Consider the following 26,742-nt stretch of genomic DNA (forward strand, 5'->3'; position numbering starts at 1 on the left):
GCCACTCTTTTGAGTGGCTTTTTTATGTAACAATTTACATACTTTTTTTAAAACCAGCGCTCAGTTACAACCTTTTTACGTGTATAGAATTGAACGCCATCTGTACCATTTGTACCTAAATCACCAAAGAATGAAGCTTTATTTCCTGCAAATGCGAAGAATGCCATTGGTGCTGGAACGTTTACGTTTACACCAATCATACCAGCATCGATGTTATCGCGGAATGTTTGTGCATGCTTACCGTTTGAAGTATAAATAACCGCACCATTTGCAAACTTAGATTGATTTGTCAGTTTGATACCCTCTTCTAAATCTTTAACGCGTACAACACTTAATACTGGAGCGAAAATTTCATCCTGCCAAATTTTCATTTCTTGATTTACATCATCGAAGATTGTTGCACCAACAAAGTAACCTTCTCCAACTTCTTCATTAATTTTGCGGCCATCTACTAATAAAGTTGCTCCGTCAGCTACACCGCTATTAATATAGCCTAAAACGCGCTCTTTATGAGATTCACGGATTAATGGTCCAACATAATTATCTTCGTTGAAACCATCACCTACTTTTAACTTCTTCGTTTCTGCTACTAATACATCAATGAATTCATCAGCAATTTCATCAACTACTGCTACTACTGAACATGCCATGCAGCGTTCTCCACTACTTGCAAATGCAGATCCAATAACACCTTGTACAGTTTTTTCAAGATTGCAATCTGGCATTACAATCGCATGGTTTTTCGCACCAGCTAACGCTTGTACACGTTTTCCATGTTTCGTACCTGTTTCATATACGTAACGAGCTACTGGCTCAGAGCCAACGAATGAAACAGCTTGAATATCTTTACTTTCTAAAATACTATTTACAACATCTTTTCCACCTTGCACTAAATTTAATACCCCTTTTGGAAAACCAGCTTCATAGAATAACTCTACAAGTCTTTCAGCCAAAAGTGGCGTTCTTTCAGATGTTTTTAATACGAATGTATTACCACAAGCAATTGCAAGTGGGAACATCCATAATGGAATCATCATCGGGAAGTTAAATGGTGTAATACCAGCAACAACACCGATTGGATAGCGCCAAATCGATCCATCAATTCCGCTAGCAATATTCGGAAGAGCTTGTCCCATCATTAAATTTGGTGCTGATGTTGCAAGTTCTACTGCTTCAATACCACGCTGCACTTCACCAGTTGCATCCGTTAGCGTTTTACCGTTTTCTAGCGTAATGATTTTTGCAAGTTCATCTTTATTTTCTTGTAACAGTTGTAAATATTTGTATAGCTGTCTTGAGCGATTTGGAACTGGCACTTTGGACCATGTTTTGTATGCCTCTTTTGCCGCTTCGACAGCTTTTTCAACATCTTCTTTCGGAGATAGTGGAACGTAAGCGATAATTTTTCCCGTCGCTGGATTCGGTACTGCTTCTACTTCCGTACCAGTAGATTCTACCCACTCGCCATTAATATGATTTTTTACTCGTTTAATTTCAGTTGTAATCATTATATTCTCTCCTTTTTTATGATTTATATAAGTCTACTACTTTTGATTAGAAATTAATTGCTCGCTAACTTTCTTATATAAAGCAGCCATATCGTTTTCACCATACCCTGCCTCACTCGCTTCTTCATATACGTTTAATAGCATTTCGCTTACTGGTAAGTGAAGTTCGCTTTCCTTAGCTAAATCAACTGCAAACCCTAAATCTTTCTTTAATAAATCTACAGTAAAGCCCGGATCATAGTTTTCTGATGCAATGAAACTTTTATAATTACGCTCATAAATTCTACTTTGACCGTAACTTACATTTAAAATATCAAACATTTTATCTAAATCCATATTGTTCTTTTTCGCTAATGTTAAAGCTTCACTCACACCAGCAGTATAAAAACCAATTAATAGATTGTTAATTAATTTAACAGTTGTGCCACTATCGATTTGCTCACTAACATGGAAAATATTCGCTCCTAACACTTCCATGATAGATTCAGTTTTATCATATACCTCTTTTGGTCCACCAACCATAAACGTTAATGTACGGTTTTCTGCTCCAATTACACCACCACTAACAGGCGCCGCTAAAAAGTCTACTTTCTTTTCCTTCGCCGACTCCTCTAATTGTTTATTTAATTGTGGAGATACTGTACTTGTATCAATTAAAGCTACATTCGAGTGGCTATTTGCAAATAATCCTTCTTCCCCAAAATATACCGCTTCAACGGCACGAGGTGAAGGTAAACTTGTAAAAATCACATCACATGTATCTGCTAGTTTTGAGATTGATAGGCCGATAATTCCTCCCTCTTTTTCAAAGGAAGCTTCAGCCTCTTTATTCAAGTCCACTCCGTATACTGTGTAACCTGATTTAACTAAATTTTTAGACATTGGAAGACCCATGTTACCTAGGCCGATAAAACCAATCTTTTTCATATCGCTTTCCTCCTAATTACACAATATATTTCCCGCGATTTATAATAGCTTTCGCAATTTCTCTCTTTTTCATAAATACGTTCGTGTATAAAGGTACTAATAATTGACGGATTTCAGCTAAAATAATGTGTCTATCTTGTTCTTCTGTGACAGCCGCTGAAAGTATAGAAATCGCCGCTTCTTCTACTTTACGATAGCCTTCTTCACAAATAACATCCGTTATCATTTGTTTCGTACGCTCTTTTTCTTCACCATTTTTACTAATTGCTTTACTCGTACGTAAAAATGCTGATTCCATGACGTACACGTCCGTCAACATATTTGATAATACACGTGAATATTCTTGCTCTTGATCAATTTTTAATCCTGGAGTTTTAGAGAGCGTTTTCAAAGATTGTTTCAACAATTGTTTCGCTAATAAAATGTAACGATGGTTTCTTTCGACGTTTTCCAAATCACTTTCTACTTCATGATCTTCGACTTGCTCCATTTGTTTCATTAACATTTTGGCAACTGTTAATCTATTAATTTCATTTGTTCCTTCAAAAATACGACTAATTCGAGCGTCACGATATAAACGTTCTACTTCGTATTCTTGCATATAACCGTAACCACCATGAATTTGTACAGCTTCATCTACGATATGACCAAGTGTTTCAGAAGCATTTACTTTATTTAGTGCACATTCAATTGCGAATTGGGACATTTTTTTCATAAGATCTTCATCGCTCTCATGAATCGCTTCATCAATTACACCTGCTGTACGATACGCTGCACTTTCTGCTCCATATGTAGCAATGATCATATTTGCAATTTTCTCTTGAATCATCGTAAAGTCTACTAATTCCGTTTGGAACTGTTTTCGTTCTTTTCCGTATTGAACTGACAATCCAATTGCTTGTTTTGCTGTTCCAATATTTCCAAAAGCAAGTTTTAATCTAGCGAAGTTAAGAATATTTAGAGCTACGTGATGCCCTTTTCCAACTTCCCCTAGAACATTTTCAGCAGGGATAACAACATCTTCTAAAATAAGCGTCGCCGTTGAAGAACCTTTAATGCCCATTTTCTTTTCCTCTAATCCAATAGATACACCTTCACATGTTCTTTCGACAATAAACGCTGTCATTCCTTTATTTGTCTTCGCAAAAACAACGTATACATCTGCCATATGAGCATTTGTAATCCATTGTTTCTCACCATTCAACTTCCAATCTGTACCCTCTTCATTCAATACTGCGCTTGTTTTTGCACTTAATGCATCAGAACCAGCATTTGGCTCAGTTAAAGCATACGCCCCAATCCATTCTCCTGAAGCAATTTTTGGTAAATATTTTTCTTTCTGTTCTTTCGTTCCGTAATATATGTAAGGCAGTGTACCTACACCTGCGTGTATATTAAATGAAACGCTAAATGCACCGGCGTATCCCATTTTTTCTGCTACTAGTCCTGAAACTGCCTTTCCTAACTCGAACCCGCCGTATTCTTCTGGGACTTCGATACTTAATAGTCCAAGTTCTCCAGCTTTTTCAAATAATTGACGAGAAATTTTATAGTTATGTTGTTCAATGTTTTCCATTTGTGGAACAATTTCTTGTTTAACAAATTGTTCAGTTGTTTTTGCGATTAATTCCTCATCACCTGAAAAATCTTCTGGTGTAAAGTAAGTATGATTTACATCTTTATTGAGTGAAAAAAATTCATCCCATGGTAACTTCGTTTTCTCCATATGTATCCCCCTATCATTCGGCTTTCATAGCTTTTTTGCTTTTGCTCGTCTACGATGAGTGGAATATCTTTTTTTGAAAATAGAAGGCGATGATTTTTCACATCAAGCATTTTATTTTGCCAAAGATGTATTTTCATCGCCTTCGCTGTTTTATCTATTGATCTTCTGATAATACTGTTTTTGCAATACCAGTATCTAACTCTTCAAAGTCATGATATGAAATTGTTTCATATAACTCACTTCTCGTTTGCATATTAGAAAGTGCATCTTTTTGAGAACCTGTTTCCTTAATTAAAGTAAACACATTCTCATACGCTTTCGCTGCTACGCGAAGTGAAGTTACAGGATAAATAACCATTTGGAAGCCCATATTCGCAAATTCCTCTGCACTATAATATGGTGTTTTTCCGAACTCAGTCATATTTGCTAGTAAAGGTGCATTCACTTTGCTAGTAAATAAACGGAATTCCTCTTCTGATTGAAGTGCTTCCGGGAAAATTGCATCTGCACCTGCTTCAACATATGCATTCGCTCTTTCAATCGCTGCATCTAATCCTTCAACGCCGCGAGCATCTGTGCGTGCTACAATATATAAGCTTGGCGCAACTTCTTTAATCGCTTTAATCTTTTGAACTAATTCTTCTGTAGTAATAAGTTTCTTGCCATTTAAATGGCCGCATTTCTTTGGTAGTTGTTGATCTTCAATTTGAACAGCCGCTACTTTCGCTTCTACCATTTCTACAGCTGTTCTCGCTACGTTTAGTACTCCACCAAATCCTGTATCAATGTCAACAAGAACTGGTAAATCTGTAGCTCTTACTAGATCCCTTGCTCTCTCTGCAACTTCAGTAGACGTCACGATACCTAAATCTGGTAGCCCTTTGCTTGCAGTATAAGCAGCTCCTGATAAATAAAGAGCTGAAAAACCTGTATTTTTCGCAACAAGAGCCGCCATTGCATCATGAGCACCTGGAATTTGCAAAATTTCATTTGCTTCTACTAAAGCTCGGAAGCAATTCGCAAGCTCTTCTTGTGTTGACTGTTTATTCACAACCCAAGCCATTCTAGATTCCCCCTATTATTAAATTAAGAATAGATCTACAAATTCGTTTACATTCATATTTTCTAGTTTTTCTTCATTTAAACAAACTTCATGAATTTGTTCTTGTTGCTTACTAGAATAATGACCTGCCATATTTGCAGTGAATTTTTGAACAACTTTTGGAATCGCTTCATCTCTACGGAAACGGTGACCAAGTGGGTATTCACATTCCACATTTTCTGTTACAGTACCATCTTTAAAGTGAACTTGAACAGCGTTGGCGATTGAGCGCTTGTTCGGGTCAAGATAATCTAAACTGTACTGCTTGTTTTCAACAACAACCATCTTATTACGTAATTCATCTACACGTGGATCATTTGCTACTACATCCTCATAATCGTCCGCAACGATATCACCTTTTAATAAACCGATTGCCGTAATATATTGTAAGCAATGATCACGATCAGCTGGGTTATTTAATGGACCTTCTTTATCGATAATACGAATTGCTGATTCATGAGTTGTAATTGTAATACGATCAATTTCATCTAATCTTTCTTTAATTTCCGGATGCAACTTCACTGCACATTCTGCAGCTGTTTGTGCATGGAATTCTGCTGGATATGAAACTTTAAATAATACATTTTCCATTACATAAGACTCTAGTGGTCTTGCTAATTTTAATTCTTGTTTATTGAATAATACATCTTGGAATCCCCATCCTGGTGCAGATAATGCTGTTGGGTAACCCATTTCACCTTTTAAAGCAGTCATTGCAAGATGAACACCGCGGCTCGTTGCATCACCTGCTGCCCATGATTTACGTGAGCCAGTGTTTGGAGCATGACGATATGTACGAAGACTAGAATTATCAATCCACGCATGTGATAATGCATTAAAGATTTCTTCACGTGTTCCGCCAAGCATTTTCGCAACTACAGCAGTTGTTGCTACTTTTACGTACAATACATGGTCAAGACCAACGCGATTTAAACTATTTTCTAAAGCAAGTACACCTTGAATTTCATGTGCTTTAATCATCATTTCTAATACTTCACGTACTTTTAATGGTTCTTTTCCTTCTGAAATACGAACACGGCTAATATAATCTGCTACGGCTAAAATTCCGCCTAAGTTATCAGATGGATGTCCCCATTCTGCTGCAAGCCAAGTATCGTTGTAGTCTAACCAACGGATCATACATCCGATATTAAATGCACCTTTTACTGGATCTAGCACATAAGATGTTCCTGGTACACGTGTACCGTTTGGCACGATCGTTCCTGGTACAACTGGTCCTAGTAATTTCGTACACTCTGGATATTGCAGTGCTAAAATTCCGCATCCAAGTGTATCTAGTAATACGTAGCGAGCAGTACTGAATGCTTCTGCACTTGTTACCTCTTTATTTAATACATAATCCGTAATCTCTTCTAATAATGCATCTTTTTGTTTAATTTCATTTGTTTTAATCATACTATTCTTCCCTTTCTGTCGAAAATTCGTTATTATTAATGATGGGTGTCGGTCAAACACCCATCTGGCGGGCGGCGCTAACAACTCCCCAGTTGTTTTTATTTACTAAATACATGTCGCTCGCCAATATAATTTACACGTGGACGGAACAAACGATTGTTCGCATGTTGCTCAATTACGTGTGCACATAGTCCTACTGTTCTAGAGCTAAAGAAGATTGGCGTATATAGTTGAATTGGAATACCAAGCATCCAATATACTGGAGCAGCATAATAATCAAGATTCGGATAAATGCCTTTTTCCTTCTCCATAATCTTTTCTCCAGCTTCACACATTTCATATAGTGTATAATCGCCTTTTACATCACAAAGCTGTTTTAAAGCTTCCTTCATCATCAGTGCTCTTGGATCTATCTTCTTCATATATACGCGATGTCCAAAGCCCATAATTTTTTCTTTGTTATAAAGTTTCTTCTGTAATAACTCTTCAAATTTCTCAACATTTCCAGCTTCTAAAAGCATGTACATAACCGCTTCATTTGCACCGCCGTGTAAGCTACCTTTTAGAGATGCAACTGCTCCTGTTAAAGCACCGTATAAATCTGATTGCGTTGATGCAATTACGCGAGCTGTAAATGTAGAGTTTGGCATTTCATGTTCACTATATAAAACAAGGGAACGATCAAAGATCTTCTCTTCAAGCTCAGTCGGTTTTTTACCAGTTAACATATAGAAGAAATTCGCACTATATGACAATTCTTGAAGAGGCTGAATTGGCTCCTCATTATTTAAAATATGATAGCTATTTGCTACAATGTTCGGTACTTTACTTAATAGCTTGTACCCTCGGCTTTTATTCACTTCTAACGAGCGGTTTTCGATATCATTATCGTAACCAGCTAATGCAGACACACCTGTACGTAATCCATCCATAGGATGCGTTTCTTTAGGTAATGCCTTTAACACATTGAATACACCTTCTGGCACCGCATATTCTTCTTTTAATTTCTTTTCAATTGTTGCTTTTTCATCCTCATTCGGTAGATGTTCTTCCAATAAAAGGTGCACAATGTCTAAATACTCTTTTGTTTTTGAGAGTTCGATTAAATCATACCCTTGAATTACAATTTCACCTTTCACTGTGTCAAGAAACGAGATTTTCGTCTCTGCTGCCACTATACCATCTAATCCCGGGGAAAATTTTTCTTCAGCTTTCATCATTATTTCCTCCAATCCTAATAGATCTTCGTGCACATAACTGTAAGCCTTTACAATACTGTGGAACTACATTTCTATTTCAATGTATCAGAGTTTTTAGAAGATTTCAATTTATTTTATAATGATAAGTTTCCTATACTTTTACCAATGTAATAATACAATTTTCTAAAAATAATTTTCATATTTTACAAAGAAAGGACAGACTTCTTTTTGTGTCTTCGTAAAACAAAATATAAAGATAATCCATATACTCCCATGAAATGTATCATTTACCCAGCTTTCTTTACGAAATAGAAAAAAACGAGCTGTCCATATATACAGCTCGTTTCTATATGATATTTATTTCACTATCCCCTAAATATAATTCTTATATAAAACTTATTTATTTTTAATAAAGTTATTATTTTACATAATTAAATTGAATTTCTTCCGTTTCCTCATGATCACTTACAACTAAATCATAAATTTCACAGTTTCTCTATCTCTTTTCTTTCCGCAAATAGACGTATTTTTTCAAAATAAATAGTCCTACGACTGTACCTATGTTTCAGTAAAAGTCCTAAACATGTACCTTTATACACGCTAAAAGAATATACTATTTTATCATTAAAATTAGGAGTGATCGTTTCATGTGGGTATCACGAAGAATAACTATTGCGGTCCCATCCGTTCCTTCCATACACGTTCCCGCCGTCCATACAGCTAGTTCTGATGTTGGCATTGAACTTCCGGCAACTTGGCAACAATACCAATTACCTGGTCAAGTCACCCCCTCATTTTGGCATCATGGCATGCATCCAAGTAGTACTACCTTTTATCATCCAAGTTATGCGCCACTACCCCCGACTCAAGTTTTTTATCATTTTCCTTCAATTTATTTTCAAAATTTCTATGGTACTTTTAACATTTAAAAATAATTTTACTCTTTATAATACAAAAAGCACCAAAGAAACCGTTTTTCCCGGTACCTTTGGTGCTTTTTAAATGCATTATTTATTGTCCATTATTGACAGGAGCCTCTCCTGCATTCCCGCCATTATTCGGTGGGGTTGTCACTGGTGGAGTTGGGGTTGTATTCCCTTGATCTCCACCATTATTTGGTGGCGTTGTATTCCCTCCACCTCCACCATTATTCGGCGGCGTTGTATTACCCCCGCCTCCTCCGTTATTCGGCGGTGTTGTATTACCCCCGCCTCCACCGTTATTCGGCGGCGTTGTATTTCCTTGGTCTCCTCCGTTGTTCGGCGGCGTTGTATTTCCGTTATTTTGTTCATTTTGTTTCTTTTGTTCTTCTTCTTGTTTCTTTAATTCTTCCTGTCTCTTTTGTTCTTCTTGCTTATTAAGCTCTTCTTGTTTCTTTTGTTCTTCTTGTTTCTTGAGTTCTTCCTGTTTCTTTAATTCTTCTTGTTTTTTCTCTTCTTCAGTTTTTTGCTGTTGATTTTGCTGCGGCTTTTCAGTTGTATCAGGCACGCTCCTATTTGGCGAAGAATCACGTTTTTCACCTTTTATACGCAATTCACTACCTTCTTGAACAACACTACTTGGCATTTTAAAGCGTGATTTATCTGTAGCCATCTCGCTCATCATTTCTTTAAAGATCAACTGTGCAATTTTCGTATTTTTACTACTAATATACTCGTCTTTACCATCTTTCATATATCCAGTCCATACTGCCATCGTATATTGCGGCGTATAACCTGCAAACCAACTATCACGAGTTGCACTTTCTGGAATTTTATATTGCGCTAATTGTTTTGAATCATAGTTTGTTGTACCTGTTTTACCAGCGATATCTAATGAAGCTATATTTGCTGCTGTACCAGTACCTGATGTAACGACAGAACGAAGCATATCAGTAATCATATATGCTGTAGAATCCGCCATTACTTGTTTTGGTTTTGGCCCAAAACTTTGTGATTTGCCGTCTGGATAAACTACTTTCTTCACAAAATGCGGCTTCGTATATTTACCATTATTACCAAATGCCGCATAAGCACCCGCTATTTCAGTTGGTGACACTTCATTTGTACCAATCGCTGTTGATTCAGTCGGAGGTGTATTAAATGTAATACCTAGTTTCTCAGAGAAGTCTTTCGATTTACTAATTCCCACTTCTTTTGCAGTTTTAACTGCCGGAACATTACGTGACATCTTTAATGCTTCACGCATCGTAATTGGACCTAAATGACTTCTGTCTGCATTTCGAACTTCTTGTCCAGTTGAATATTTAAATGGAGAATCATCAATTTGATGATAAGTAGCCCATTTTAAGTATTCAATAGCAGGGGCGTAATCAAAGATTGGCTTCATTGTCGAACCAGCTGCACGATCTAATTCGATTGCCATATTATGTCCTTTAAATACTGCTTTATTTTCACCGCGTCCGCTACCTATAGCACGAACTTCCCCTGTTTTCGTATCCATAAATGTGAAAGCACCTTGGAATTTATCATTTGGATAATCAATAATATTTGTATTTAAAATATTATCAGCTAATTTTTGTGCATCCTGATCCAATGTTGTATAAATTTCTAAACCGTCAGAACCAATGTTAGCATCCGGTAATTCTTTTTCTACTTCTTTCACAACGGCATCCATGAATGCAGGATATGGCATTGTCTGAAGTTCCGTTGCAGGCTTAAGCCCCTCTGTTACGTCAACTTTCGAAGCTTCTTCCATTTCTTGTTTTGTAATATAGCCATGTCGATTCATTAAGCCTAGAACAGTATTTCTTCTTTCTGTTGCTCTTTGAACATTTTCTGGTTTCGTTGGATCATAGTTATTTGGTGCTTTCGGTAACCCTGCTAGCATTGCAACTTCTGGTAATGTTAAATCTTTCAATTCTTTACCATAGTAGTTTTGTGCTGCTGTTGCGATTCCATATGAACGGTTACCTAAATTAATTTTATTTAAATACATCTCTAATATTTCATGTTTTGAATACTGTTGTTCTAGCTTATACGCTAAATATATTTCCTGAATCTTACGCTTTGACGTTTTTTCCATCGATAAGAAGTAGTTTTTAATAACTTGCTGCGTTATCGTACTTCCACCTTGAGAGCCATAATCTCCTTTAAGGCTAACTAAAACCGCACGTGCAGTACCCTTAAAATCAACTCCACTATGCTCGTAAAAACGTGCATCTTCTGTCGCTAAAAATGCTTCTTCTACTAATTTAGGGATTTCATCATACGTAACATTCGTCCTTTTTTCTTTCCCATATTCATATACCAAATTGCCGTCTTTATCATAAATTTTTGAGGATAACGGATTAACAAGTTTTGCTTTCTCAAGTTTTGGTGCATCCTTAATCATTACGAAAAAGGTAGCAACCCCCGCCACTAAACCTACAATACCAATTAGTAAACAACTAATTAAAAATTTACGGAAAAACGATGTTTTACCTTTTGGTTTTGTTTTTTTAGAAGCTGGCTGTTTTTTCTTTTTAACTTGTCGTCGCTCCTCTCGAGAACGATAATTTTCTGACATGTTACTTTCTCCTGCCTTTCAATTCTCCCGTTGATTTACTTGAAAATATTGAGGTCACCTTCATAAATACATTTAGTCAAGAAAGTGTATTAACCTGGAGCATTCAATATTTTCCCAATTCACAGATTATAAATTTCAGAATACTTCTTAATACAAGCTATTTTCACTTCTATTTTTCTAATAATGCTGCCCCTTAAAGCATAGAATGTAAGAAGTGAATTTTTAATACCTCGTATAAATAATATACCTTTTTTTCAAATGGTCAATATTTTCTTATTTATAAACCAAAGGTGAAATAAAAATAGCACAACGATATGTACTTCGTGTGAACTTCCTTATAATTACGTATAAAGAACATTTGATATATTGCATATAAATATAATACCTCTTTAATTATGAGGATTTCAACACTACAATCCCCTTATTTACAAGCAACCATCTAAAATGAAAAGTAAGGAGTTGCGTAATGATGAAGCTCGCTCCCGTTACCTCAAAAAATTTAGTTGCTGTTGGCTATAATCCTTTTGCTATGATTTTAAGAATTCAACTAAAGAATGGTATGTATGATTTCTTTAACGTGCCAGAAAGCATTTACACTGGTTTATTAAACGCACACTCTAAAAGTTATTATCATACTACTTATATTAAAAATTCTTACCGCTACACTAAAATTTAAACTTAAGCGCTATATAAAAAAGAAAGGAGGATAATCCCCCTTTCTTTTTTCACGCTACAGTTATCTTCTATTTTTCTTATTAATTTCATCATACGCTTGAATTTGTTTTTTCAAACGCTGATCAGCTTTTTTTTCATGGACAACAAGAATTGCATGTATAACTCCTGGCACCCAAAATATTAATGTTAATATGAAATTTATTATTGCTTGAAATGGTTTTCCGCAAAATAATACCGCTACAGGTGGAAGAAAAATTGCTAATAAATACATCATCTCTTGAAAACTCCTTGTTTTATATTTTTACCTCTCTTCTTTTCTTACGCTAATCAACCCTATTATTTTGGTGTTTCATACATTTCAATTACACAATAAAAACTTTTCTACTGTTATATATTCTATTCATAGGCAAAAAAACCTACTACGTCAATTTTACATACTGCCTTTAAATTGTATTTTAATACCTTTATTTTTTTCTAATCTCTCTTCTTCCTCTATTATAGTTAGTCCAATTGCAGAAATAACAGTTCCTATTGCTTGTATCCAAATACCGATGAGTGCTATTATCCTCTTATTCTTCTTATCCATAATACTGTCTTCATTTTCAACTTCATCTTCCGATAAATTAATAATTCCTTGATACGCTTGAAGTCCGGCTCCTAAACTTTGCATAGAATTGCCTAAAATAATAATTCTTTGTATGGCCTTTCTCTCTATCAATGCTGCTTCTACTCCTAAAAAGGCACCAATCGATTGTAAACTGTTCCCAACAATTATAAGATAATCATTCTCTTTCAATTGTTCGTTTATATTAAAATACGTTCCTATTACATTTGATATATTTCCTAATGCTAATAATTCAATCCCCATTTTATCAAGTAACTTACTTTGATTGTCCAAACATATATTTTGATTTTCACTATTCCCTTCATCTTCGCTATAATTACTTGCCACAATTTGTAATATATACCCGAGGGCTTGTAATGAGCTTCCTACAATAACAAGATCTGATTCAACTTTTTCTTCTCCATTAAATCCTCTAGTCGTTCCAATTGCCGCTGTAAGATTTCCACCTACTTGAAACCATGCTCCTGTAACTTTTAATTTGCTTGGATTCATTTTTATCACCTATATAGAAATTTTTTAGTACTTTCGTAATAAACAAATGTTACCCTAATCTCTTATTTTATTTTTTATATGTAATTTTGTGCATTATATTATGTGCTATTAATATAAAAAAAGCACCGTTAAGGTACTTTTTTTGATGAATCATTTTTCAATATTTTCCCATTATTATCTATTTAATATATCGAATTGCTTTATGTGACCACATTTCAGGTGTAGGTGATTCATTTACATATTGTGGTGCACATGAATTCAAAATTTGGGTACTAATACTCCCTCTAGGACCTAAAGCAACTACAGCCATGTCATGGGGTAATTCCAGCGCCGTAGATTTCGTAATACCTTACCTTCAATTACAAACTTCGAGGCGCAGTATGATGCAAGCTCATCTTCTCTTCCCTAGCTAGAACTCATATTAATAATAATTCCTTCTTTCCTGACTACCATCGCTGGGACAAATACTCTTATTACATACTCTTATTTAAATTCTCAATTTCATTTTGCAACTTTTTGAATTGTTCAAAATGCATGGTAATAGATTGACTGCTACCATAATCAACATTTTGCTTCACCAATAAAACACCAGTATCATGAAAAATCGCTTCAAGTTCTTTCCTTATGGATACTTTCGTAATATGCGCTGTTTTAATTGCCGATAAAATTGCAATTTCATTAAACTTTAATTTTATTTCATTTGGACAAAATGCTTCTTCAACCAATATAACTTCATTACTATAAATAAGCGCAACAAGAGTACTTGATTTTGCATCTGTTAAATCTACTTTTTTTATAACATCATTCATGACATTTTGCCTCCTTTATTTTCATATATATTAATTATACAAACTTATTCTTTTAATTACTTAACTTTAATTTTAGCACACTTTTGAAGGATTAAACTGTATTTCCAAAGTTTTACCGTTCCACACTCTTTGTAAAATGAACCATTTGGACTATAAATCCATATAGTAGTGTTAACAATTAATTGTAAAGTAGGTGAAAAACATGCCATCAGTTGTAGGAAATTTAGTTGTACAAAATAGTAACGGTTCATTTAACTTAGGTGATTTCTACAACGTTTCTCCGAAAGAAAATACGAAAGCTTATAATGGATCTGGCGCATCAAATGTTGGTTTTGTTGTTAATACTTTTAGCGGCGTTAGTGCGACTAATACGTTTGATTCTGACCTTGCAGATCAAAATCAAGTAGGTACGGCCTAACCCTATTTTTCCATCGTTCTGTTTAGAAATTTTAAATTTGCCTATACTATAATCAGGCTGCTACACAGCTATTGTTGATTTTTGGAGTACCCTATCTTTTTCTCCCTTTCCCTGGGGCTCAGCAGCTAGTATGAAGCTAGCTGCTTTTTTGTATGATTTTTCTTTTTTCTTATTCTTTAAATTTCAGCTTCTTTTACGTTATTTCAATGATATCCATACCATTAAATACATAAGTTTTATAAAAAGCGTCTGTACACATTACAAGCTGCTTTACCGGATTAATATGTACGACTGTCATATAGCTTGTAAGTATGTAGCCATCTTCAAAATATGTCACCAACATTTCTTTCTCAGACAATAATGAAGTTAACAATTTATCAGAAATTCTCTCTTTTGCTTCGTTTGTTAAAATCGGCTTTTGTACTTTTAATTTTTCTCCAATAATCTTTCGCATACTTAACAATTGCTCTGACGTTACTGTAAATGGAACCCACTCTCTTTCTTTTTTCTGTATCTTTACTTGATTCATTTCTTTATCTCCTTGATCATTGATCCATTTTATTTAGCACATAATGTTTCTTTGTTATTTTTAATAATTACTAGACTTTAAATAATGTCCCTACCAAAAAAGAACATAAGTTCGCTTTAATTATACACGAACTTATGTTCTTTTGAAAAGAGTTATTCTTATATTTTCCCACAACAAATAATTTTAATCATTGATTTTTTATATCCATATTTTATTGTTCCTTTATCAAACAAACCTCTCATTTTTCAAGTAAAATTAAATAACTAAAACATTATAATATCAACATTCTATGAATTGATTTTTTTCTTTTCAATAATATCCACAATTTTCTATTGTAATTCTTAATATTAAAATGTAATATTGTATTATCTTACTATCTATTTATAACACACACACTAATTAGAAAAGGGAACTCTATATGAGTTCCCTTTTCTAATTTAGGTTACCTAACTTTTTTTGATAAACCAGCTGCATTTTGTTTCATTTGCTTCGGAATAATATTGAATCAAATCTTCAAGTGTTTTAACACGAAAAAAAACAGAAATTTAGCACTAAGCTCAATCTCTGTTTTTCCTCTTTTCATATTATTTCTCTTCTAAAAATTCAAATGTATTTTCAAATTCTTTATCATTTACCTTAATATCAGCATCTTTCAATAAATCAGTGACTACTTGTTGTTTCCATTTACCTGTCGTATCTTGTAGTCTTTGTTGTTCTAAATCTTTACGAATTTCACCCTTTACTTCATCAAACGGCTTCAATTCTTTTTTATCAGTCACTTTAATAATATGGTAACCGTAAGTTGTTTTAACTGGCTCACTAACTTGCCCTGCATCTAATTTATACGCAGCTTCTTCAAATTCTTTCACTGTTTGCCCAGGAGCAAAACCAGGTATTTCCCCGCCCTGTTCCTTTGAACCCGTGTCTTCTGAATATTGCTTCGCTAATGCTGCAAAATCTTCACCATTATTTACTTTCTCTTTTACCTCTTTAGCAGTATTTTCATCTTTTACTAAAATGTGACTTACCTTCATTTCTGGTTTATAGTTATCTTTTACATCTTTTTCTGTAACAGTCGCTTTAATCGCTTTCTCAAATGCAATTTCTGGCTTCATTTTCTCTTTTAATTCATCTTCGTTTTTCAATCCCAATTGTTCTAAGGTCGGTTTAAAGTTGTCACCCATTTTATCTTTCGCTTCTTCTACTTTCTTTTTTGCTTCCTCATCTGAAACTTTATATTTATCTAGCAACGCCTTACTTAACATCATTTGATATAAAGTACTTTCTCCATATTTTTGGCGCAATTCTTTACTTAACTCTTTCTCTGTAACGTTTCCTACTTTTGATGTTACTACGTTTCCTGAGGAACCACATGCAGATAATGCTAGCACCACGCATGAAATTATCGTTCCCAAAAATAGCTTTTTCTTTTTCAATTCAAATACCTCACTTTTATCAATATGTAAAAGTAACTATACACTGTTATTGTGAAAACAGTGTGTTTTCTACATGTAATTCATTTCATTTGAATCGACTATGTGTCACGTTTTTATCTTCAAATTTGAATAATCTTCTTACTTCCTATCAATTGATTCAAATCACATTTCCCAATACCAGGAACATTTCCAGAGTCCGTATATTGCCAAATATCACACGGGTATGCCGGCTTATCCCCTCCATCCAAACAAAATCCGCCTCAATACTACGTGCTCCAAATGATATATACGTGTGATGCCCTACATATAATCCTACTTTTTTCGCACCTAAACGACGTAACTCATCTATAAATGCCTGTGTTCCGCCTTGCATATCTATCATCGTTTGAACTTCTACATCCGCCACCCAAAACTTAGCAGATTTATCACCACGATTCCAAAAATCTTGGTCCTCTTTCTTTGCATCAGCCACAGATATAAAACGGCAAAATGCATAATTACCAAATGGAATCCTATGCTTTTTCATTTCATTCACATAATTTTGATACATAAAGTCCACCGTATTCGAGCCATCTTGAACTCTAGCAATAACTAAATCTAGCTGAGAGGCTGCAATATCCCAATTAATAGTTCCGTTCCATTTTGAAATATCTACAATAAAACCTATACCATTCAACTCCTTTTTATTATCATATTCAAAGATTGCTTTATCATAAGTCCCTTATGCCTAATGCTAGCAATCTATTATATAAATAAGAGGAATCTTTATTATTTTTTAAAATACATATTCTTTTAAACACATTACCTTCAATGACAATGTCTTTTTACAGTATTATAACCAGCTTCACTAAAATTACATATTATATTAATACACCTATTCATCTGAACCAAAAAGTGAATGATATTTCATAATCAATATTAGGAGCTGATTTCATGAAAAAAAAACCTCTCGTGTTCAAAGTTCCACCGAACTCAAAACTAAAAATTACATTTTTCGGTCCTTGTAACGAAGTAATTACAAATGTTTCTATAATTAATCAACTTCTCACCCCTAAATGTCAAACTATCACGCAATATCCAGATTACAAGAAATACGAAACCGAAGTGCTATCATTATTCCATTGTTGATTCATGTAATTCACGATTTTTATAATTAGACACTTCGATAATTCGGAAAGAAAACAACCTCATTAATAGCTCTAAATTACTCATTTCATGATATTCCATTGATAATTTATTGATTCTTTACACGTTTTCATTAAGTGAGCATATATTATCGTATGGAGATTATCCACTCATAAAACCTATCTTTCTTTAGAGCGTACTTTTCAAGTATGCTCTTTTTTTATTTAACCATCATTCGTATCCTTCTATACATATAAACTTGTTCATCATGTATATTTTCACGAGTGATAAATCTCTCTGCTGCTTATGAACAATCTAATCAGTATAGACTCGACAATAACCCTTGCATTTTTTATACATTTGATAATTTGAAATACGATAATTCATTTTAATATTTTAATAAAAAGACTTACTCCTCGCCATTGAGAAAAGAGCTTGATAGTCACATCAGGCTCTCTTTCGTTTAAACTGATCTCTGTTAGATTTGTGTATTTATTCAATTCCATTTTTTAAAATAAACTACATTTTAACTATTTACTTATATATTTTAGAAAAACAATAATACTGAAAAATGCTTAATGATTTGCTTTATTCAGTTGGAGAAGGGAATCTTGCAGCTTCAAAATGTGCACCATCTTCTGATGGACTTATAACTCCATCTATACTACTTTGTGCATAGACTTCAACTTGATCTCCTTCATTCAATTGGACTATCGTCGAAACACTTACTACATTTCCAAAACTTATTGGACCAAAAAAGTCATTATCTATAGCGATTGCTGCGTTTCCGTTCACACGAATTTCTACACGCGCTCTATAATTTAAGTTTATATCATTTGGAAAAAAACCAATCGTTCCAATAATAGAATAAACCCCTCTAGTCTTCGGAATAAAAATGGACGTTACTGGATTATACTCATTTGCTAAATCAAATTGTTCATTTTGGAACAATACTTTTACAAAAGTATTGGCAGGAACCGTTTGATTCACCGTATTTCTAGCTCTAAATGCAGATGCCCTAACAAGCTTGTCCTTGTCCGCATAACACTTACTTGTCTTCTTACAACAATCATGATTCTTCTTTTTATACTCCTTACAATCCCTACAATAGTAATAGCAAGACATACTAGTTCCCCTTTCATGCTTATTACCACATATTATGTAAGAGGGATTAATAAGGTTTGGGCTAGCTATTATTTTTTCTAATAAGGGCGCTCTATACTTGCACCCTTATTTAAATACACAACTTGATTCCTTACTATTTATAAATTGTATACAGTTCCATATGGGATGGTAAGAAAAGTACTTCCATACGGTGTAATATGATGCACCGGGTAAAAATACTCCATGGATGAATAATACGGTTGTATACCTTGCTGTTGCATTTGTAAAGCTTGTTGAACAGCTTGAACTGTACTTTGTGCTCCGCTATACGTTATAGACGTACCATACGCTGGTCGCATGCCCGCTTGAGAATAACAATATGAATAAAACAATATTACCAACTCACTTCCATCTAACTTATTACAAAAACGGTTAAGCTGCATTTTATCCCCAAAAGAAATGATATATATATTCTCCTGTTACACTTTGATTAATTCCAGTAATTCTAGCAAACCTCATCAAATCCGCTCCCTGTAGAAAATACATTGCAAGCGTAACTGGTACTTGTGACCACATAAACTGATAAAACCCCTCAACTCTCCGGTTTGTCGAAACAATTAAATCATTTACAGGTCCTTGATTCCATACAGATGTTCTAACTGAAGTAAACGGAAGATCTTTCCCATTAATCACTATTCTTGCCATACTTTGAGTTATGTCCACATCAATCACCTCCATCATTATAAAAATCAGACCTGTTTATTACTTATATTGTTATAAATATTCTTGAATTTAATAAATGTCTAAGGCAAATTTCTATTCAAATTAGTTTATTTAATAAAATAATAAGGTAAATGCAATTTTCATATTAATCTCCCTCAACTTCCGTAACATTTAAATGATTTATAACCTTGTACAGTTTTTAAACTTCGGTATGCAAAATTACATATTTCATTATTGTAATATCACTTTATTAACTAGAAGTTGATAACATCCTATTTAAATCCCTTGATAAATAAACATTTGTAATTTAATTCCTTATTTAAATCACAAAGTTTTATTTTTAAACACTATATTCGAATAATTATATTGGAATTTACTGTTGTATACACATCTACATTCTTAGGGTATTATATGTAAGAAGAGTAAGGTAAGAGTTACTCTTTGCCATTTTAGGAAAGGTCCTGTTGGAAACAACAGGACCTTTTTTCGTATAATTGCATTTTCGTTTAGTTCCTCCTATCAACATAAATAAAATTTGTAACAATTCCTCTCTTACTCTTGCGGATTAGCTTTACCGTATCCGTTGCACATGACATTGGATTTTCTAACATCTAGTTCCCCCTCCTTAATACATGCAGGATTTTCCTTTTCATTGTCGAATCAATTTAATGTTTGGAAAGGAGGACAACATGGCGAAAATTAAAGTGGGACTTACACAATTTTTAGACTTCACACTGAAAAGTAGTGCAGCTAAAACAAATTTTGTAAAGAATCTAAAATCTCAACCTGAATATCACCCAGTTTTTGATTACTGGAAACAATTACGGGAAACTGTTATTAAATTTCATCAAAACGAACTATCATTTGAATGTTTTGAAACATTGGTGCAAACTGTTGATCAAAAGAAAAAACAGAACTATATTGATGTAATCAGACAATACAAAAAGTTTATTAGAAACAAAGATATCGTTTGGTTTGATCCAGGAAAATCGCATTGGGTATCTGATGATTTAATCGTCCGTTCTTCACCTGAACTTGGATTGCTTGTTAATGATGAGCCACATCTTATCAAACTGTTCTTCAAAGGAAAAAAAGAGCGAATTGATAAATAGAACATTAACTCAACATTGACATTACTAAATAAATCAACATTTTCTACTGACCATAAAGATGTGAATTATACTGTTCTTAACATCCAAAAGAACAAAATGTATACAAATAATTCTATTAGCACTGAGCATTTAATCTCGCTTGAGTCAGAAGCTAATCAACTTTGTTATATATGGAACAAGATATAACAGGTACTAGTTATGAATTTCATTACCTAGCTCCTGCATAATTTGAGCGCAATTTTCACAAATCCAATCTGTTTTATTTAATTGAAGCTCACCTTCTTGTTCCTCTCAAACAAAGTAAGGTGGGTATTGTTTTATTGTTTTAAAGAATAGTTTCTTTTAACGATTCCCCCAAATTCATACATGCATCCTCTACATCATTCTTTGAATTTCCTGCTTGTTGTTCCATTCACTCATAAAAATATCTGAGGAAAAGAACGTTATAGCGATGGCTATCATGAATACAATTTGATTTTCCCTACTTATAATAATAACACCTGCAATTTCAGAAGTTTGACACAGCTCTGGAAAAAGCTTATAAAGAAAAGTGAGGTTCCTGATATTCGGTTCCACGATCTAAGACATACTCATGCAACAATTATGTTAAAGCAAGGTATTCATCTAAAGATCGTCAGCGAACGCTTAGGACATGAAAGAGTAGGTATCACACTGGACACCTACTCACATGTTGTACCAGAACTTCAAGAAAAAGCAGTCGAAGATTTTGCAAACAATCTATTTCAAAAACACTAATGTTTGCAATTACGGATTTTGCATAAAAATACTAGCTTATCCGTGTGACATTTGAGAGGAGTCAAAAACATGAGAGAAATCAAGTCTGACAAGGAATTCAAAGACATCATCGCAAGCGAGGAGCCAGTAGTTGTTAAGTTCTTTACAACGTGGTGCCCAGATTGTGTGCGTATGGACAACTTTATTGGAGATGTAATGGAAGAGTTCAATAAATTTGAATGGTATTCTATTAATAAAGATGAGTTTCCAAGTATTGCTGAAGAATATCAAGTTATGGGTATCCCAAGCTTACTTGTTTATCAAAATGGCGAAAAGCTAGGCCACTTACATAGTGCTAACGCAAAAACTGAAGAGCAAGTTACTGAGTTTTTAGAAGCATACTAAAAAACGAAAAAACCTCTGATAATTTTTCAGAGGTTTTTAAATTTGTTTTCAAAATGTTCGTTGTATTCGTTTTTTTATGGCAATTGAACATAATTAATGCTTTTCTCCTCTCCTTATCCAAGAAATTATTTTTATCATTCATTTTATATAAGTCCCACAAGGAATTGCAAACGATCATTTTGCGAAAAATATATATGAAAGGAATTATGCGAATCATTTTTCTCGCCACCTTTCTCCCTATACCATAATCTTCGTTAATTGCTTAACAACTTTCTGCTTTGTACTTTTCAACATTTTTTTCCTTAACGAAACTTTGTTATCCCCTACTTAAAAAGCTATAAAACGTCAACAATGTTTGTATAGACCCACACGAGTTTCGTTTGATACTCTATTTATAGAAAGAAATTCCTTTAAAGAAAGGTGAGTGATTAAATTGGATACTCTTTCTCATAAAGAAGCTGATAAAGGTGCTATTGTCAGCATTATGGCCTACATATTTTTATCCTCTATGAAAATTATCATCAGTTATATTACCCTCTCTAGCGCATTGCGTGCTGATGGTTTGAATAATTTAACGGATATTGGTGCTTCTTTAGTAATATTAATCGGTCTAAAAATTTCTCGTAAGCCTCGCGACCCAGACCATCCATATGGGCATTCTCGTGCAGAACAAATCGCATCACTTGTTGCTTCTTTTATTATGGCGACTGTCGGATTAGAAGTTGTTGTTAGTGCCATTCAATCGTTTTTAAATCCGAAACAAGCAGCGCCTAATTTACTCGCTGCGTGGGTTGCTTTATTTTCTGCTGTCGTTATGTACTGTGTGTATTTGTATACGAAAAAGATTGCAGCTCGAACAAAAAGTAAATCCTTAGAAGCCGCTGCTAAGGATAATTTATCAGATGCCCTCGTAAGTATCGGTACAGTAGTAGGTATTGTCGGTTCGCAGTTCCAAATGCCTATTTTAGATCCTATTGCCGCTTTAATTGTCGGCCTTATTATTTGTAAAACTGCATGGGAGATTTTCGTAGAAGCTTCTCATATGTTAACGGATGGAATCGATCCAGATAAGATGGAAGAGTACGCTGGTGCTATTGAACGTATTGGTGGCGTGGAAAACATCGTAGATATTCGCGCTCGTATGTACGGGAATCAAACGTACGTTGATATTACAATCGAGGTAGATGCTCGTATGGATGTTGGTGAAAGTCATTGTATTACTGACAACATCGAGGCTATGCTTCGGAAAAAGTTTGGCATTTACCATGCACACATTCATGTTGAACCAACGGAAAAAGAACCTATTATGATATAGGTTCTTTTTTAATGAACGTTTTATGAAATATAACACATAAAACGAGCCAGCTACCACCAGCTGCCCATCCTGCTAATATGTCAGATGGATAGTGAACGCCAAGATAAATTCGGCTAACTGAAATAGATAATACAACAAAGCTAGCTATAAAAATAATCAACAATTTTTTATGCAATGTAATACGTTCTTCTGTAATTGTGACGTATGCAATAAATCCTAAAAAAGCAGTAGCATTCATCGTATGACCGCTCGGAAAACTATATCCAGTTGCAGTAACAAGCTGCGTTACATCAGGCCTTGCCCGTTCGTACCATAGTTTAAGCATACTGTTCAAATAACGAGATCCGTAGTAATTAATTGTTAGAAGTAATGCACTAAGCAATTTCTTTCTAACGAGAAAATACATTACGAGAATAATGAGTAATGGAAAATATATTCTTTTGGAACCGATAAAAGACGCCCAGGTAAAATAGGCTGTCAAATAGTCATTTCGAAAGCTTTGAATAAAGTGTGCGACTATATTGTCAAATTTCTCAATACAAGCGGTATGATACGAAAGTGATAATACGACAAAACAAATGAGCAACGTAAAACTTAACAAGTATAAATGTCGATATCGTTTCACATACATAACCTCACTATGCAAAAAAATGGAGCGGTTGTTTTAGTTTTCCTCTCCATTTCTTTTTTATGCATAGTTTATTAAAAAAGATAATTGTTAATTTTTTGCTTCATCGTCGGAATATCTTCACTCGTGACAGTAAATCGAATAGTTTTCTCGTCAAGATCAAGTGCTTCTGCAAATAAACCTGCTAATCCACGAGATTTTCTATCTACTTCCATAATAATTTCTAGTCGGTCGTAAGCACCTGGCAAGATTAATAATTCTAATTCATCTAATTTCCCATAGTATTCTCCAGAAACTGGAATGAACTCAAATTCTTGTGCGAATGGAACTCGCTTGCGTAATCGATGCGGTAATTCTTCACATTCTATATGACGTGCTTTAAAACCTAATTGATTTACACTATCTAATACACTATTTAACAGTGCATTTGGCAACACTTGAATGTAATCACGATCGCTTGGATCTATACTACGTTTAATATCAAGCCCTGTATGTACCCAAACCGTTTTCATACCAAGTGTAAGCGGTGCTTCAACTGGCATTTTAAATGAAAATGGAATTTCCATCTTTTCATTCGGCTCTACAGTAAAAGGTTCTGTTAAACGAACTCGCTCTAAATCATACGTTGCTGTTACTTTTTTATCATCCACTTCTCGTACATACGATGTCGATAACGTTAAGTAAATGCTTTCAATTTGTTGGCTAACTGAACCTCCAGTTATATGAACCTTACCTACTATATCTTCTCCAACTATATACTCATCTTTGTCAAGAACAGTATCAACTTTCGCACTACCAATACCAACGCTTGCTAAAAACTTTTGAAACATGAAGTCTCCATCCTTTCTAAAGTAAAAGCTACATCTTTTTTTAAATCTTGTACATTCTCATAATACGGTGTTTTTATTTGTAACATTCGCATAAGCATTTCACGATTATAATTTTCCAAAGTTAATTCTTCATACCATGGTTTTTCATGTTTTTCAGTAGATTCATATCCTGCATATAATAAAAATAACGAGAAATGACCAAGAGCATAAAAATCACTCCGAAAGTGAACTTCTCGCATCAAAGCTTGTTCGCCTTCATAAGTTGTAGCTCGCTCATCACCCTCACCTTTAAATTTAGCCAAACCAAAATCAATAATACTAATTTGATTTTCTTTCAATAATATGTTTGGAATACGTAAATCTCGGTGAATAATACCTTTACTATGAAAAACCGAAACAATTCCTAATATTTCATATAAAATTTCAAACACTTCACGTTCTGTATATATATGCCCATCTAGAAAAATATAATCTTCGAAATTTTTACCAGGCATATGCTCCATCACAAAAAAGCTCTTTTTCTCCCATATGAAACCATCATACAGACTAGGAATTGCATGATGATTTAATGTTTGTAAAATCATTTTCTCCTGTTCAAATGATCTTCTACCAAACTCGTATCTTTGTTTACTTTGTCTTAATTGTTTTAAGACTTTATATCTATTTATTTGCAAATCATTAACGACATATGTAACTCCATAACTGCCCATTCCAATTAATGATTCAATTTTATAACGTTCTGCAACAATTGTATTTTTCCGCAGTGGTCTATCAAATAAAGCTAGTACATGACGCCATTTCATCAGCTACTTGAAAAGAAGCTACGGCTTTTACGTTTTCTTTTATAATGATGATGCCCATAATCAGAAGAACGTCGCTTATAATCACTACTTGAATAAGAGTGCCCTCTTCGGCGATAATCACTACTCGAGTACGATCGATATTTTTTCTTTCCTAATAAAGAATCAATAATTTTTTTGAACATCCCTTCACCTCTTGCATAAAATTTTCTTTTAATTATATCAATAATTACCGACTATGTTTGTGACAAGTTTGTAAAGAGTAAAAAACGACGAGTTAAGCCCGCCGTTACTTTCATTCTTCCTCTTCATCAAAAACTTCATCAATCATACATTTCTCTAATAAATACTCGAATGTAATATCTGCAAGGTCCTCGATTTCTTCTCGTTTTGGAACGTACCCTCTTTCAATTAGTCGCTCATAAAAAAACTCCGCAATCTCTTCCGTATCAATTACGACTTCAATTTCCTTCATGAGCATCACTCCTTTATTTCTGTTTTATGAAAAAATCTCAAAATTATGTATATGAGATTAGAAAAATAGTTTTTATTTTTTATAGGTCATATCATTTGGACGAGGTGCATACGATTGTAGTACAAGCTATTCAAAGGGGGAAATAACAATGGAACACCAATACGAAGTAGAGCAAACAAAAGAAGAGTTCATGCATGAAGATAAATGGGCAGACTCTCTTATCAAATGGCTTTTTATTTTTTTAATAATTGTAGGCATACCTTATACTGCATATGTTGTTGTTCAATTTATTCTCTCTTTCTAGTTAACTATTTTTTCTCTGTCAATTTAACTAAATAATTATGAACAACATCCATAACAATTTTATATTCTTCATCTTTAAATGTATCGAATAATAATTGATAATCGTTATAAATATCAAGTAACCCATCAATGATTTCTTGACGATTTGTCTTAACACTCACTTTTTTCGAGTTATTAATTGACTTCAATTTTCCTAAATCCAATTTATTCATTCCAGCTTTATCTTGTTTCATTTTCTTCAAAATCGCATTTGCAGTTTGAGCATTGGCAAGCAACGTTAAATCTGATTCATCCGCTTCTAACCATTCACCATCCGTAATTCGTGACAATTCATATATAGTATCTTCCCATGCATCATTTTTATATCTCCATACTTCTGTACGAAAGCCAACAATACGAAAAACATCTTTATCATATCCAGTTACTTGCACAAGATCACCAAAAGTGAAATGATAATTTAATTCAATCCACTCCGTGTCACCTTTTTTCATATCTTGCTCTGAAACGTGCTGCAATGTTTGCTCTACATAAAATCCATCGTGATTATTTACTTCGTATACGTAAGCTCCATCTAAAACTTTCATATTTGTGATTTTTCCAACGGTTCCATATAGCGTAATCACGACTATGTCCCCTACGTTGTATTTAGGTTGTTTTTTTCTTGCCATCTATATCTCTCCTTTTTTTAACGTCGTGATTTTGATAACAGTATATGCAACCTACATAAAAACGCTTATCACATAAGCTTATATTCATAAATTTTTTCAACAAAAAAATATGACCACACAAAATTAGTATACAACGCAAAAAAAGCTAGT

At 34.0% G+C, this 26,742-nt stretch carries 28 protein-coding genes and 4 pseudogenes; 9 read left to right on the forward strand and 23 right to left on the reverse strand.

What is annotated here, in order from left to right; all coding sequences use genetic code 11:
• Nucleotides 1-47: 47 nt before the first annotated feature.
• From COC96_RS01165 to mmgD, 6 genes are all read right to left on the reverse strand, one after another.
• Nucleotides 48-1,508 (reverse strand): CoA-acylating methylmalonate-semialdehyde dehydrogenase, encoded by a 1,461-nt coding sequence (locus COC96_RS01165; RefSeq protein WP_088230322.1) that lies wholly within the window; start codon nt 1,506-1,508, stop codon nt 48-50.
• 36 nt (nt 1,509-1,544) lie between these two features.
• A complete protein-coding gene (locus COC96_RS01170) occupies nt 1,545-2,435 on the reverse strand; it encodes an NAD(P)-dependent oxidoreductase (RefSeq protein WP_098266725.1) in 891 nt (296 codons plus the stop codon).
• 16 nt (nt 2,436-2,451) lie between these two features.
• Nucleotides 2,452-4,161: an acyl-CoA dehydrogenase family protein gene (locus COC96_RS01175; protein ID WP_098266724.1), complete on the reverse strand. Its 1,710-nt coding sequence runs from the start codon at nt 4,159-4,161 to the stop codon at nt 2,452-2,454.
• Nucleotides 4,162-4,315: 154 nt separating this feature from the next.
• Nucleotides 4,316-5,224, reverse strand: coding sequence for a methylisocitrate lyase (prpB, locus tag COC96_RS01185; protein ID WP_098768129.1), 909 nt, complete (start codon nt 5,222-5,224; stop codon nt 4,316-4,318).
• An 18-nt stretch (nt 5,225-5,242) separates the two neighbouring features.
• Complete coding sequence (gene prpD / locus COC96_RS01190) at nt 5,243-6,679, reverse strand: 2-methylcitrate dehydratase (RefSeq protein WP_000598135.1); 1,437 nt, start codon at nt 6,677-6,679, stop codon at nt 5,243-5,245.
• Nucleotides 6,680-6,777: 98 nt separating this feature from the next.
• Entirely contained in the window at nt 6,778-7,899 is a 1,122-nt protein-coding gene (mmgD, locus tag COC96_RS01195; RefSeq protein WP_140417328.1) for a citrate synthase, read from the reverse strand.
• A gap of 626 nt (nt 7,900-8,525) precedes the next feature.
• On the opposite strand from mmgD, the gene COC96_RS01200 reads away from it, so the two are divergent.
• Nucleotides 8,526-8,807, forward strand: a complete 282-nt coding sequence (locus tag COC96_RS01200) for a hypothetical protein (RefSeq protein ID WP_098266722.1) — start codon at nt 8,526-8,528, stop codon at nt 8,805-8,807.
• Nucleotides 8,808-8,889: 82 nt separating this feature from the next.
• On the opposite strand, the gene COC96_RS01205 is transcribed toward COC96_RS01200, so the two are convergent.
• Nucleotides 8,890-11,385 carry a transglycosylase domain-containing protein gene (locus COC96_RS01205; protein ID WP_098266721.1) on the reverse strand — a complete coding sequence of 832 codons (2,496 nt, stop codon included), beginning with the start codon at nt 11,383-11,385 and terminating at the stop codon, nt 8,890-8,892.
• A 466-nt stretch (nt 11,386-11,851) separates the two neighbouring features.
• Here COC96_RS01205 and COC96_RS01210 point away from each other — a divergent pair, with 466 nt between their 5' ends.
• Entirely contained in the window at nt 11,852-12,061 is a 210-nt protein-coding gene (locus tag COC96_RS01210; RefSeq protein ID WP_141436484.1) for a KTSC domain-containing protein, read from the forward strand.
• Between the two features lie 60 nt (nt 12,062-12,121).
• Here the strand turns inward: COC96_RS01210 and COC96_RS01215 are convergent, their stop codons facing one another.
• From COC96_RS01215 to COC96_RS01230, 4 genes and pseudogenes are all read right to left on the reverse strand, one after another.
• On the reverse strand, nt 12,122-12,334 hold the full coding sequence (locus COC96_RS01215; protein WP_098266720.1) for a YqaE/Pmp3 family membrane protein: 213 nt from the start codon (nt 12,332-12,334) through the stop codon (nt 12,122-12,124).
• A gap of 156 nt (nt 12,335-12,490) precedes the next feature.
• Nucleotides 12,491-13,177 carry a DUF6944 family repetitive protein gene (locus COC96_RS01220; RefSeq protein WP_098768130.1) on the reverse strand — a complete coding sequence of 229 codons (687 nt, stop codon included), beginning with the start codon at nt 13,175-13,177 and terminating at the stop codon, nt 12,491-12,493.
• A 178-nt stretch (nt 13,178-13,355) separates the two neighbouring features.
• A pseudogene (locus COC96_RS01225) lies at nt 13,356-13,654 on the reverse strand (SDR family NAD(P)-dependent oxidoreductase); the annotation flags it as partial.
• On the reverse strand, nt 13,651-13,986 hold the full coding sequence (locus COC96_RS01230) for a hypothetical protein (RefSeq protein ID WP_098266718.1): 336 nt from the start codon (nt 13,984-13,986) through the stop codon (nt 13,651-13,653). The pseudogene COC96_RS01225 and the gene COC96_RS01230, both read right to left, overlap by 4 nt.
• A 202-nt stretch (nt 13,987-14,188) precedes the next feature.
• On the opposite strand from COC96_RS01230, the gene gerPF reads away from it, so the two are divergent.
• Nucleotides 14,189-14,404, forward strand: a complete 216-nt coding sequence (gene gerPF / locus COC96_RS01235; protein ID WP_001141569.1) for a spore germination protein GerPF — start codon at nt 14,189-14,191, stop codon at nt 14,402-14,404.
• 193 nt (nt 14,405-14,597) lie between these two features.
• Here gerPF and COC96_RS01240 read toward each other — a convergent pair whose 3' ends face one another.
• From COC96_RS01240 to COC96_RS01250, 3 genes and pseudogenes are all read right to left on the reverse strand, one after another.
• Complete coding sequence (locus COC96_RS01240; RefSeq protein ID WP_098768131.1) at nt 14,598-14,933, reverse strand: YolD-like family protein; 336 nt, start codon at nt 14,931-14,933, stop codon at nt 14,598-14,600.
• Between the two features lie 584 nt (nt 14,934-15,517).
• Complete coding sequence (locus COC96_RS01245) at nt 15,518-16,369, reverse strand: peptidylprolyl isomerase PrsA (RefSeq protein WP_098266716.1); 852 nt, start codon at nt 16,367-16,369, stop codon at nt 15,518-15,520.
• A 131-nt stretch (nt 16,370-16,500) separates the two neighbouring features.
• Nucleotides 16,501-17,036 (reverse strand): annotated as a pseudogene (locus COC96_RS01250) (glycoside hydrolase family 25 protein); the annotation flags it as partial.
• Nucleotides 17,037-17,302: 266 nt separating this feature from the next.
• Here COC96_RS01250 and COC96_RS01255 point away from each other — a divergent pair.
• Nucleotides 17,303-17,497: a hypothetical protein gene (locus COC96_RS01255; RefSeq protein ID WP_098266715.1), complete on the forward strand. Its 195-nt coding sequence runs from the start codon at nt 17,303-17,305 to the stop codon at nt 17,495-17,497.
• Between the two features lie 585 nt (nt 17,498-18,082).
• On the opposite strand, the gene COC96_RS01260 is transcribed toward COC96_RS01255, so the two are convergent.
• The 3 genes from COC96_RS01260 to COC96_RS01270 all read right to left on the reverse strand — a co-directional run bounded on the left by COC96_RS01260 (nt 18,083) and on the right by COC96_RS01270 (nt 19,339).
• Nucleotides 18,083-18,619, reverse strand: coding sequence for a C1q-like domain-containing protein (locus COC96_RS01260; RefSeq protein ID WP_098266714.1), 537 nt, complete (start codon nt 18,617-18,619; stop codon nt 18,083-18,085).
• Nucleotides 18,620-18,756: 137 nt separating this feature from the next.
• A complete protein-coding gene (locus COC96_RS01265) occupies nt 18,757-18,990 on the reverse strand; it encodes a DUF3947 family protein (protein WP_097905374.1) in 234 nt (77 codons plus the stop codon).
• A gap of 52 nt (nt 18,991-19,042) precedes the next feature.
• Nucleotides 19,043-19,339: a hypothetical protein gene (locus COC96_RS01270; RefSeq protein ID WP_097905369.1), complete on the reverse strand. Its 297-nt coding sequence runs from the start codon at nt 19,337-19,339 to the stop codon at nt 19,043-19,045.
• A gap of 671 nt (nt 19,340-20,010) precedes the next feature.
• Between COC96_RS01270 and COC96_RS01275 the strand changes: the two are divergent.
• From COC96_RS01275 to COC96_RS01295, 4 genes and pseudogenes are all read left to right on the forward strand, one after another.
• A pseudogene (locus tag COC96_RS01275) lies at nt 20,011-20,619 on the forward strand (hypothetical protein).
• 249 nt (nt 20,620-20,868) lie between these two features.
• A pseudogene (locus tag COC96_RS01280) lies at nt 20,869-21,189 on the forward strand (tyrosine-type recombinase/integrase); the annotation flags it as partial.
• Between the two features lie 69 nt (nt 21,190-21,258).
• Nucleotides 21,259-21,573, forward strand: a complete 315-nt coding sequence (locus COC96_RS01285; RefSeq protein WP_001206934.1) for a thioredoxin family protein — start codon at nt 21,259-21,261, stop codon at nt 21,571-21,573.
• Between the two features lie 433 nt (nt 21,574-22,006).
• On the forward strand, nt 22,007-22,888 hold the full coding sequence (locus tag COC96_RS01295) for a cation diffusion facilitator family transporter (protein ID WP_142339939.1): 882 nt from the start codon (nt 22,007-22,009) through the stop codon (nt 22,886-22,888).
• On the opposite strand, the gene COC96_RS01300 is transcribed toward COC96_RS01295, so the two are convergent.
• The 5 genes from COC96_RS01300 to COC96_RS01320 all read right to left on the reverse strand — a co-directional run bounded on the left by COC96_RS01300 (nt 22,878) and on the right by COC96_RS01320 (nt 25,621).
• Complete coding sequence (locus COC96_RS01300) at nt 22,878-23,513, reverse strand: phosphatase PAP2 family protein (protein ID WP_142339940.1); 636 nt, start codon at nt 23,511-23,513, stop codon at nt 22,878-22,880. The two genes, COC96_RS01295 and COC96_RS01300, sit on opposite strands and share 11 nt — an antisense overlap.
• A gap of 77 nt (nt 23,514-23,590) precedes the next feature.
• A complete protein-coding gene (locus tag COC96_RS01305; RefSeq protein WP_098768133.1) occupies nt 23,591-24,346 on the reverse strand; it encodes a sporulation protein in 756 nt (251 codons plus the stop codon).
• Entirely contained in the window at nt 24,328-25,149 is an 822-nt protein-coding gene (locus COC96_RS01310) for a serine/threonine protein kinase (protein ID WP_098266707.1), read from the reverse strand. The genes COC96_RS01305 and COC96_RS01310 overlap by 19 nt, the downstream gene beginning before the upstream one ends.
• The gene (locus COC96_RS01315; protein ID WP_141436551.1) at nt 25,149-25,331 is read right to left on the reverse strand and encodes a hypothetical protein; all 183 of its coding nucleotides are present in this window, start codon (nt 25,329-25,331) and stop codon (nt 25,149-25,151) included. Before COC96_RS01315 ends, COC96_RS01310 begins: the two co-directional genes overlap by 1 nt.
• Before the next feature lie 110 nt (nt 25,332-25,441).
• Nucleotides 25,442-25,621, reverse strand: coding sequence for a YozD family protein (locus COC96_RS01320; RefSeq protein ID WP_097906059.1), 180 nt, complete (start codon nt 25,619-25,621; stop codon nt 25,442-25,444).
• 148 nt (nt 25,622-25,769) lie between these two features.
• Here COC96_RS01320 and COC96_RS01325 point away from each other — a divergent pair, with 148 nt between their 5' ends.
• Nucleotides 25,770-25,925, forward strand: coding sequence for a DUF3930 family protein (locus tag COC96_RS01325; RefSeq protein ID WP_097906058.1), 156 nt, complete (start codon nt 25,770-25,772; stop codon nt 25,923-25,925).
• 4 nt (nt 25,926-25,929) lie between these two features.
• On the opposite strand, the gene COC96_RS01330 is transcribed toward COC96_RS01325, so the two are convergent.
• Entirely contained in the window at nt 25,930-26,592 is a 663-nt protein-coding gene (locus tag COC96_RS01330) for a hypothetical protein (RefSeq protein ID WP_097906057.1), read from the reverse strand.
• Nucleotides 26,593-26,742: the final 150 nt, after the last annotated feature.

Source organism: Bacillus cereus, assembly GCF_002577405.1.
Classification (GTDB): Bacteria; Bacillota; Bacilli; order Bacillales; family Bacillaceae_G; genus Bacillus_A; species Bacillus_A cereus_AU.

Excerpts from the sequence above, each read along its gene's own strand:
- COC96_RS01215 (WP_098266720.1), bottom strand. The coding sequence starts at position 12,334 with ATGATGTATTTATTAGCAATTTTTCTTCCACCTGTAGCGGTATTATTT.
- COC96_RS01315 (WP_141436551.1), bottom strand. The coding sequence starts at position 25,331 with ATGTTCAAAAAAATTATTGATTCTTTATTAGGAAAGAAAAAATATCGA.
- COC96_RS01165 (WP_088230322.1), bottom strand. The coding sequence starts at position 1,508 with ATGATTACAACTGAAATTAAACGAGTAAAAAATCATATTAATGGCGAG.
- COC96_RS01270 (WP_097905369.1), bottom strand. The coding sequence starts at position 19,339 with ATGATGGAGGTGATTGATGTGGACATAACTCAAAGTATGGCAAGAATA.
- COC96_RS01170 (WP_098266725.1), bottom strand. The coding sequence starts at position 2,435 with ATGAAAAAGATTGGTTTTATCGGCCTAGGTAACATGGGTCTTCCAATG.
- mmgD (WP_140417328.1), bottom strand. The coding sequence starts at position 7,899 with ATGATGAAAGCTGAAGAAAAATTTTCCCCGGGATTAGATGGTATAGTG.
- COC96_RS01175 (WP_098266724.1), bottom strand. The coding sequence starts at position 4,161 with ATGGAGAAAACGAAGTTACCATGGGATGAATTTTTTTCACTCAATAAA.
- prpB (WP_098768129.1), bottom strand. The coding sequence starts at position 5,224 with ATGGCTTGGGTTGTGAATAAACAGTCAACACAAGAAGAGCTTGCGAAT.
- COC96_RS01305 (WP_098768133.1), bottom strand. The coding sequence starts at position 24,346 with ATGTTTCAAAAGTTTTTAGCAAGCGTTGGTATTGGTAGTGCGAAAGTT.
- COC96_RS01230 (WP_098266718.1), bottom strand. The coding sequence starts at position 13,986 with ATGAATGATGTTATAAAAAAAGTAGATTTAACAGATGCAAAATCAAGT.
- COC96_RS01320 (WP_097906059.1), bottom strand. The coding sequence starts at position 25,621 with ATGAAGGAAATTGAAGTCGTAATTGATACGGAAGAGATTGCGGAGTTT.
- COC96_RS01255 (WP_098266715.1), top strand. The coding sequence starts at position 17,303 with ATGAAAAAAAAACCTCTCGTGTTCAAAGTTCCACCGAACTCAAAACTA.
- gerPF (WP_001141569.1), top strand. The coding sequence starts at position 14,189 with ATGCCATCAGTTGTAGGAAATTTAGTTGTACAAAATAGTAACGGTTCA.
- COC96_RS01310 (WP_098266707.1), bottom strand. The coding sequence starts at position 25,149 with ATGAAATGGCGTCATGTACTAGCTTTATTTGATAGACCACTGCGGAAA.
- COC96_RS01220 (WP_098768130.1), bottom strand. The coding sequence starts at position 13,177 with ATGAATCCAAGCAAATTAAAAGTTACAGGAGCATGGTTTCAAGTAGGT.
- COC96_RS01285 (WP_001206934.1), top strand. The coding sequence starts at position 21,259 with ATGAGAGAAATCAAGTCTGACAAGGAATTCAAAGACATCATCGCAAGC.
- prpD (WP_000598135.1), bottom strand. The coding sequence starts at position 6,679 with ATGATTAAAACAAATGAAATTAAACAAAAAGATGCATTATTAGAAGAG.
- COC96_RS01240 (WP_098768131.1), bottom strand. The coding sequence starts at position 14,933 with ATGAATCAAGTAAAGATACAGAAAAAAGAAAGAGAGTGGGTTCCATTT.
- COC96_RS01325 (WP_097906058.1), top strand. The coding sequence starts at position 25,770 with ATGGAACACCAATACGAAGTAGAGCAAACAAAAGAAGAGTTCATGCAT.
- COC96_RS01205 (WP_098266721.1), bottom strand. The coding sequence starts at position 11,385 with ATGTCAGAAAATTATCGTTCTCGAGAGGAGCGACGACAAGTTAAAAAG.
- COC96_RS01200 (WP_098266722.1), top strand. The coding sequence starts at position 8,526 with ATGTGGGTATCACGAAGAATAACTATTGCGGTCCCATCCGTTCCTTCC.
- COC96_RS01260 (WP_098266714.1), bottom strand. The coding sequence starts at position 18,619 with ATGTCTTGCTATTACTATTGTAGGGATTGTAAGGAGTATAAAAAGAAG.
- COC96_RS01210 (WP_141436484.1), top strand. The coding sequence starts at position 11,852 with ATGATGAAGCTCGCTCCCGTTACCTCAAAAAATTTAGTTGCTGTTGGC.
- COC96_RS01330 (WP_097906057.1), bottom strand. The coding sequence starts at position 26,592 with ATGGCAAGAAAAAAACAACCTAAATACAACGTAGGGGACATAGTCGTG.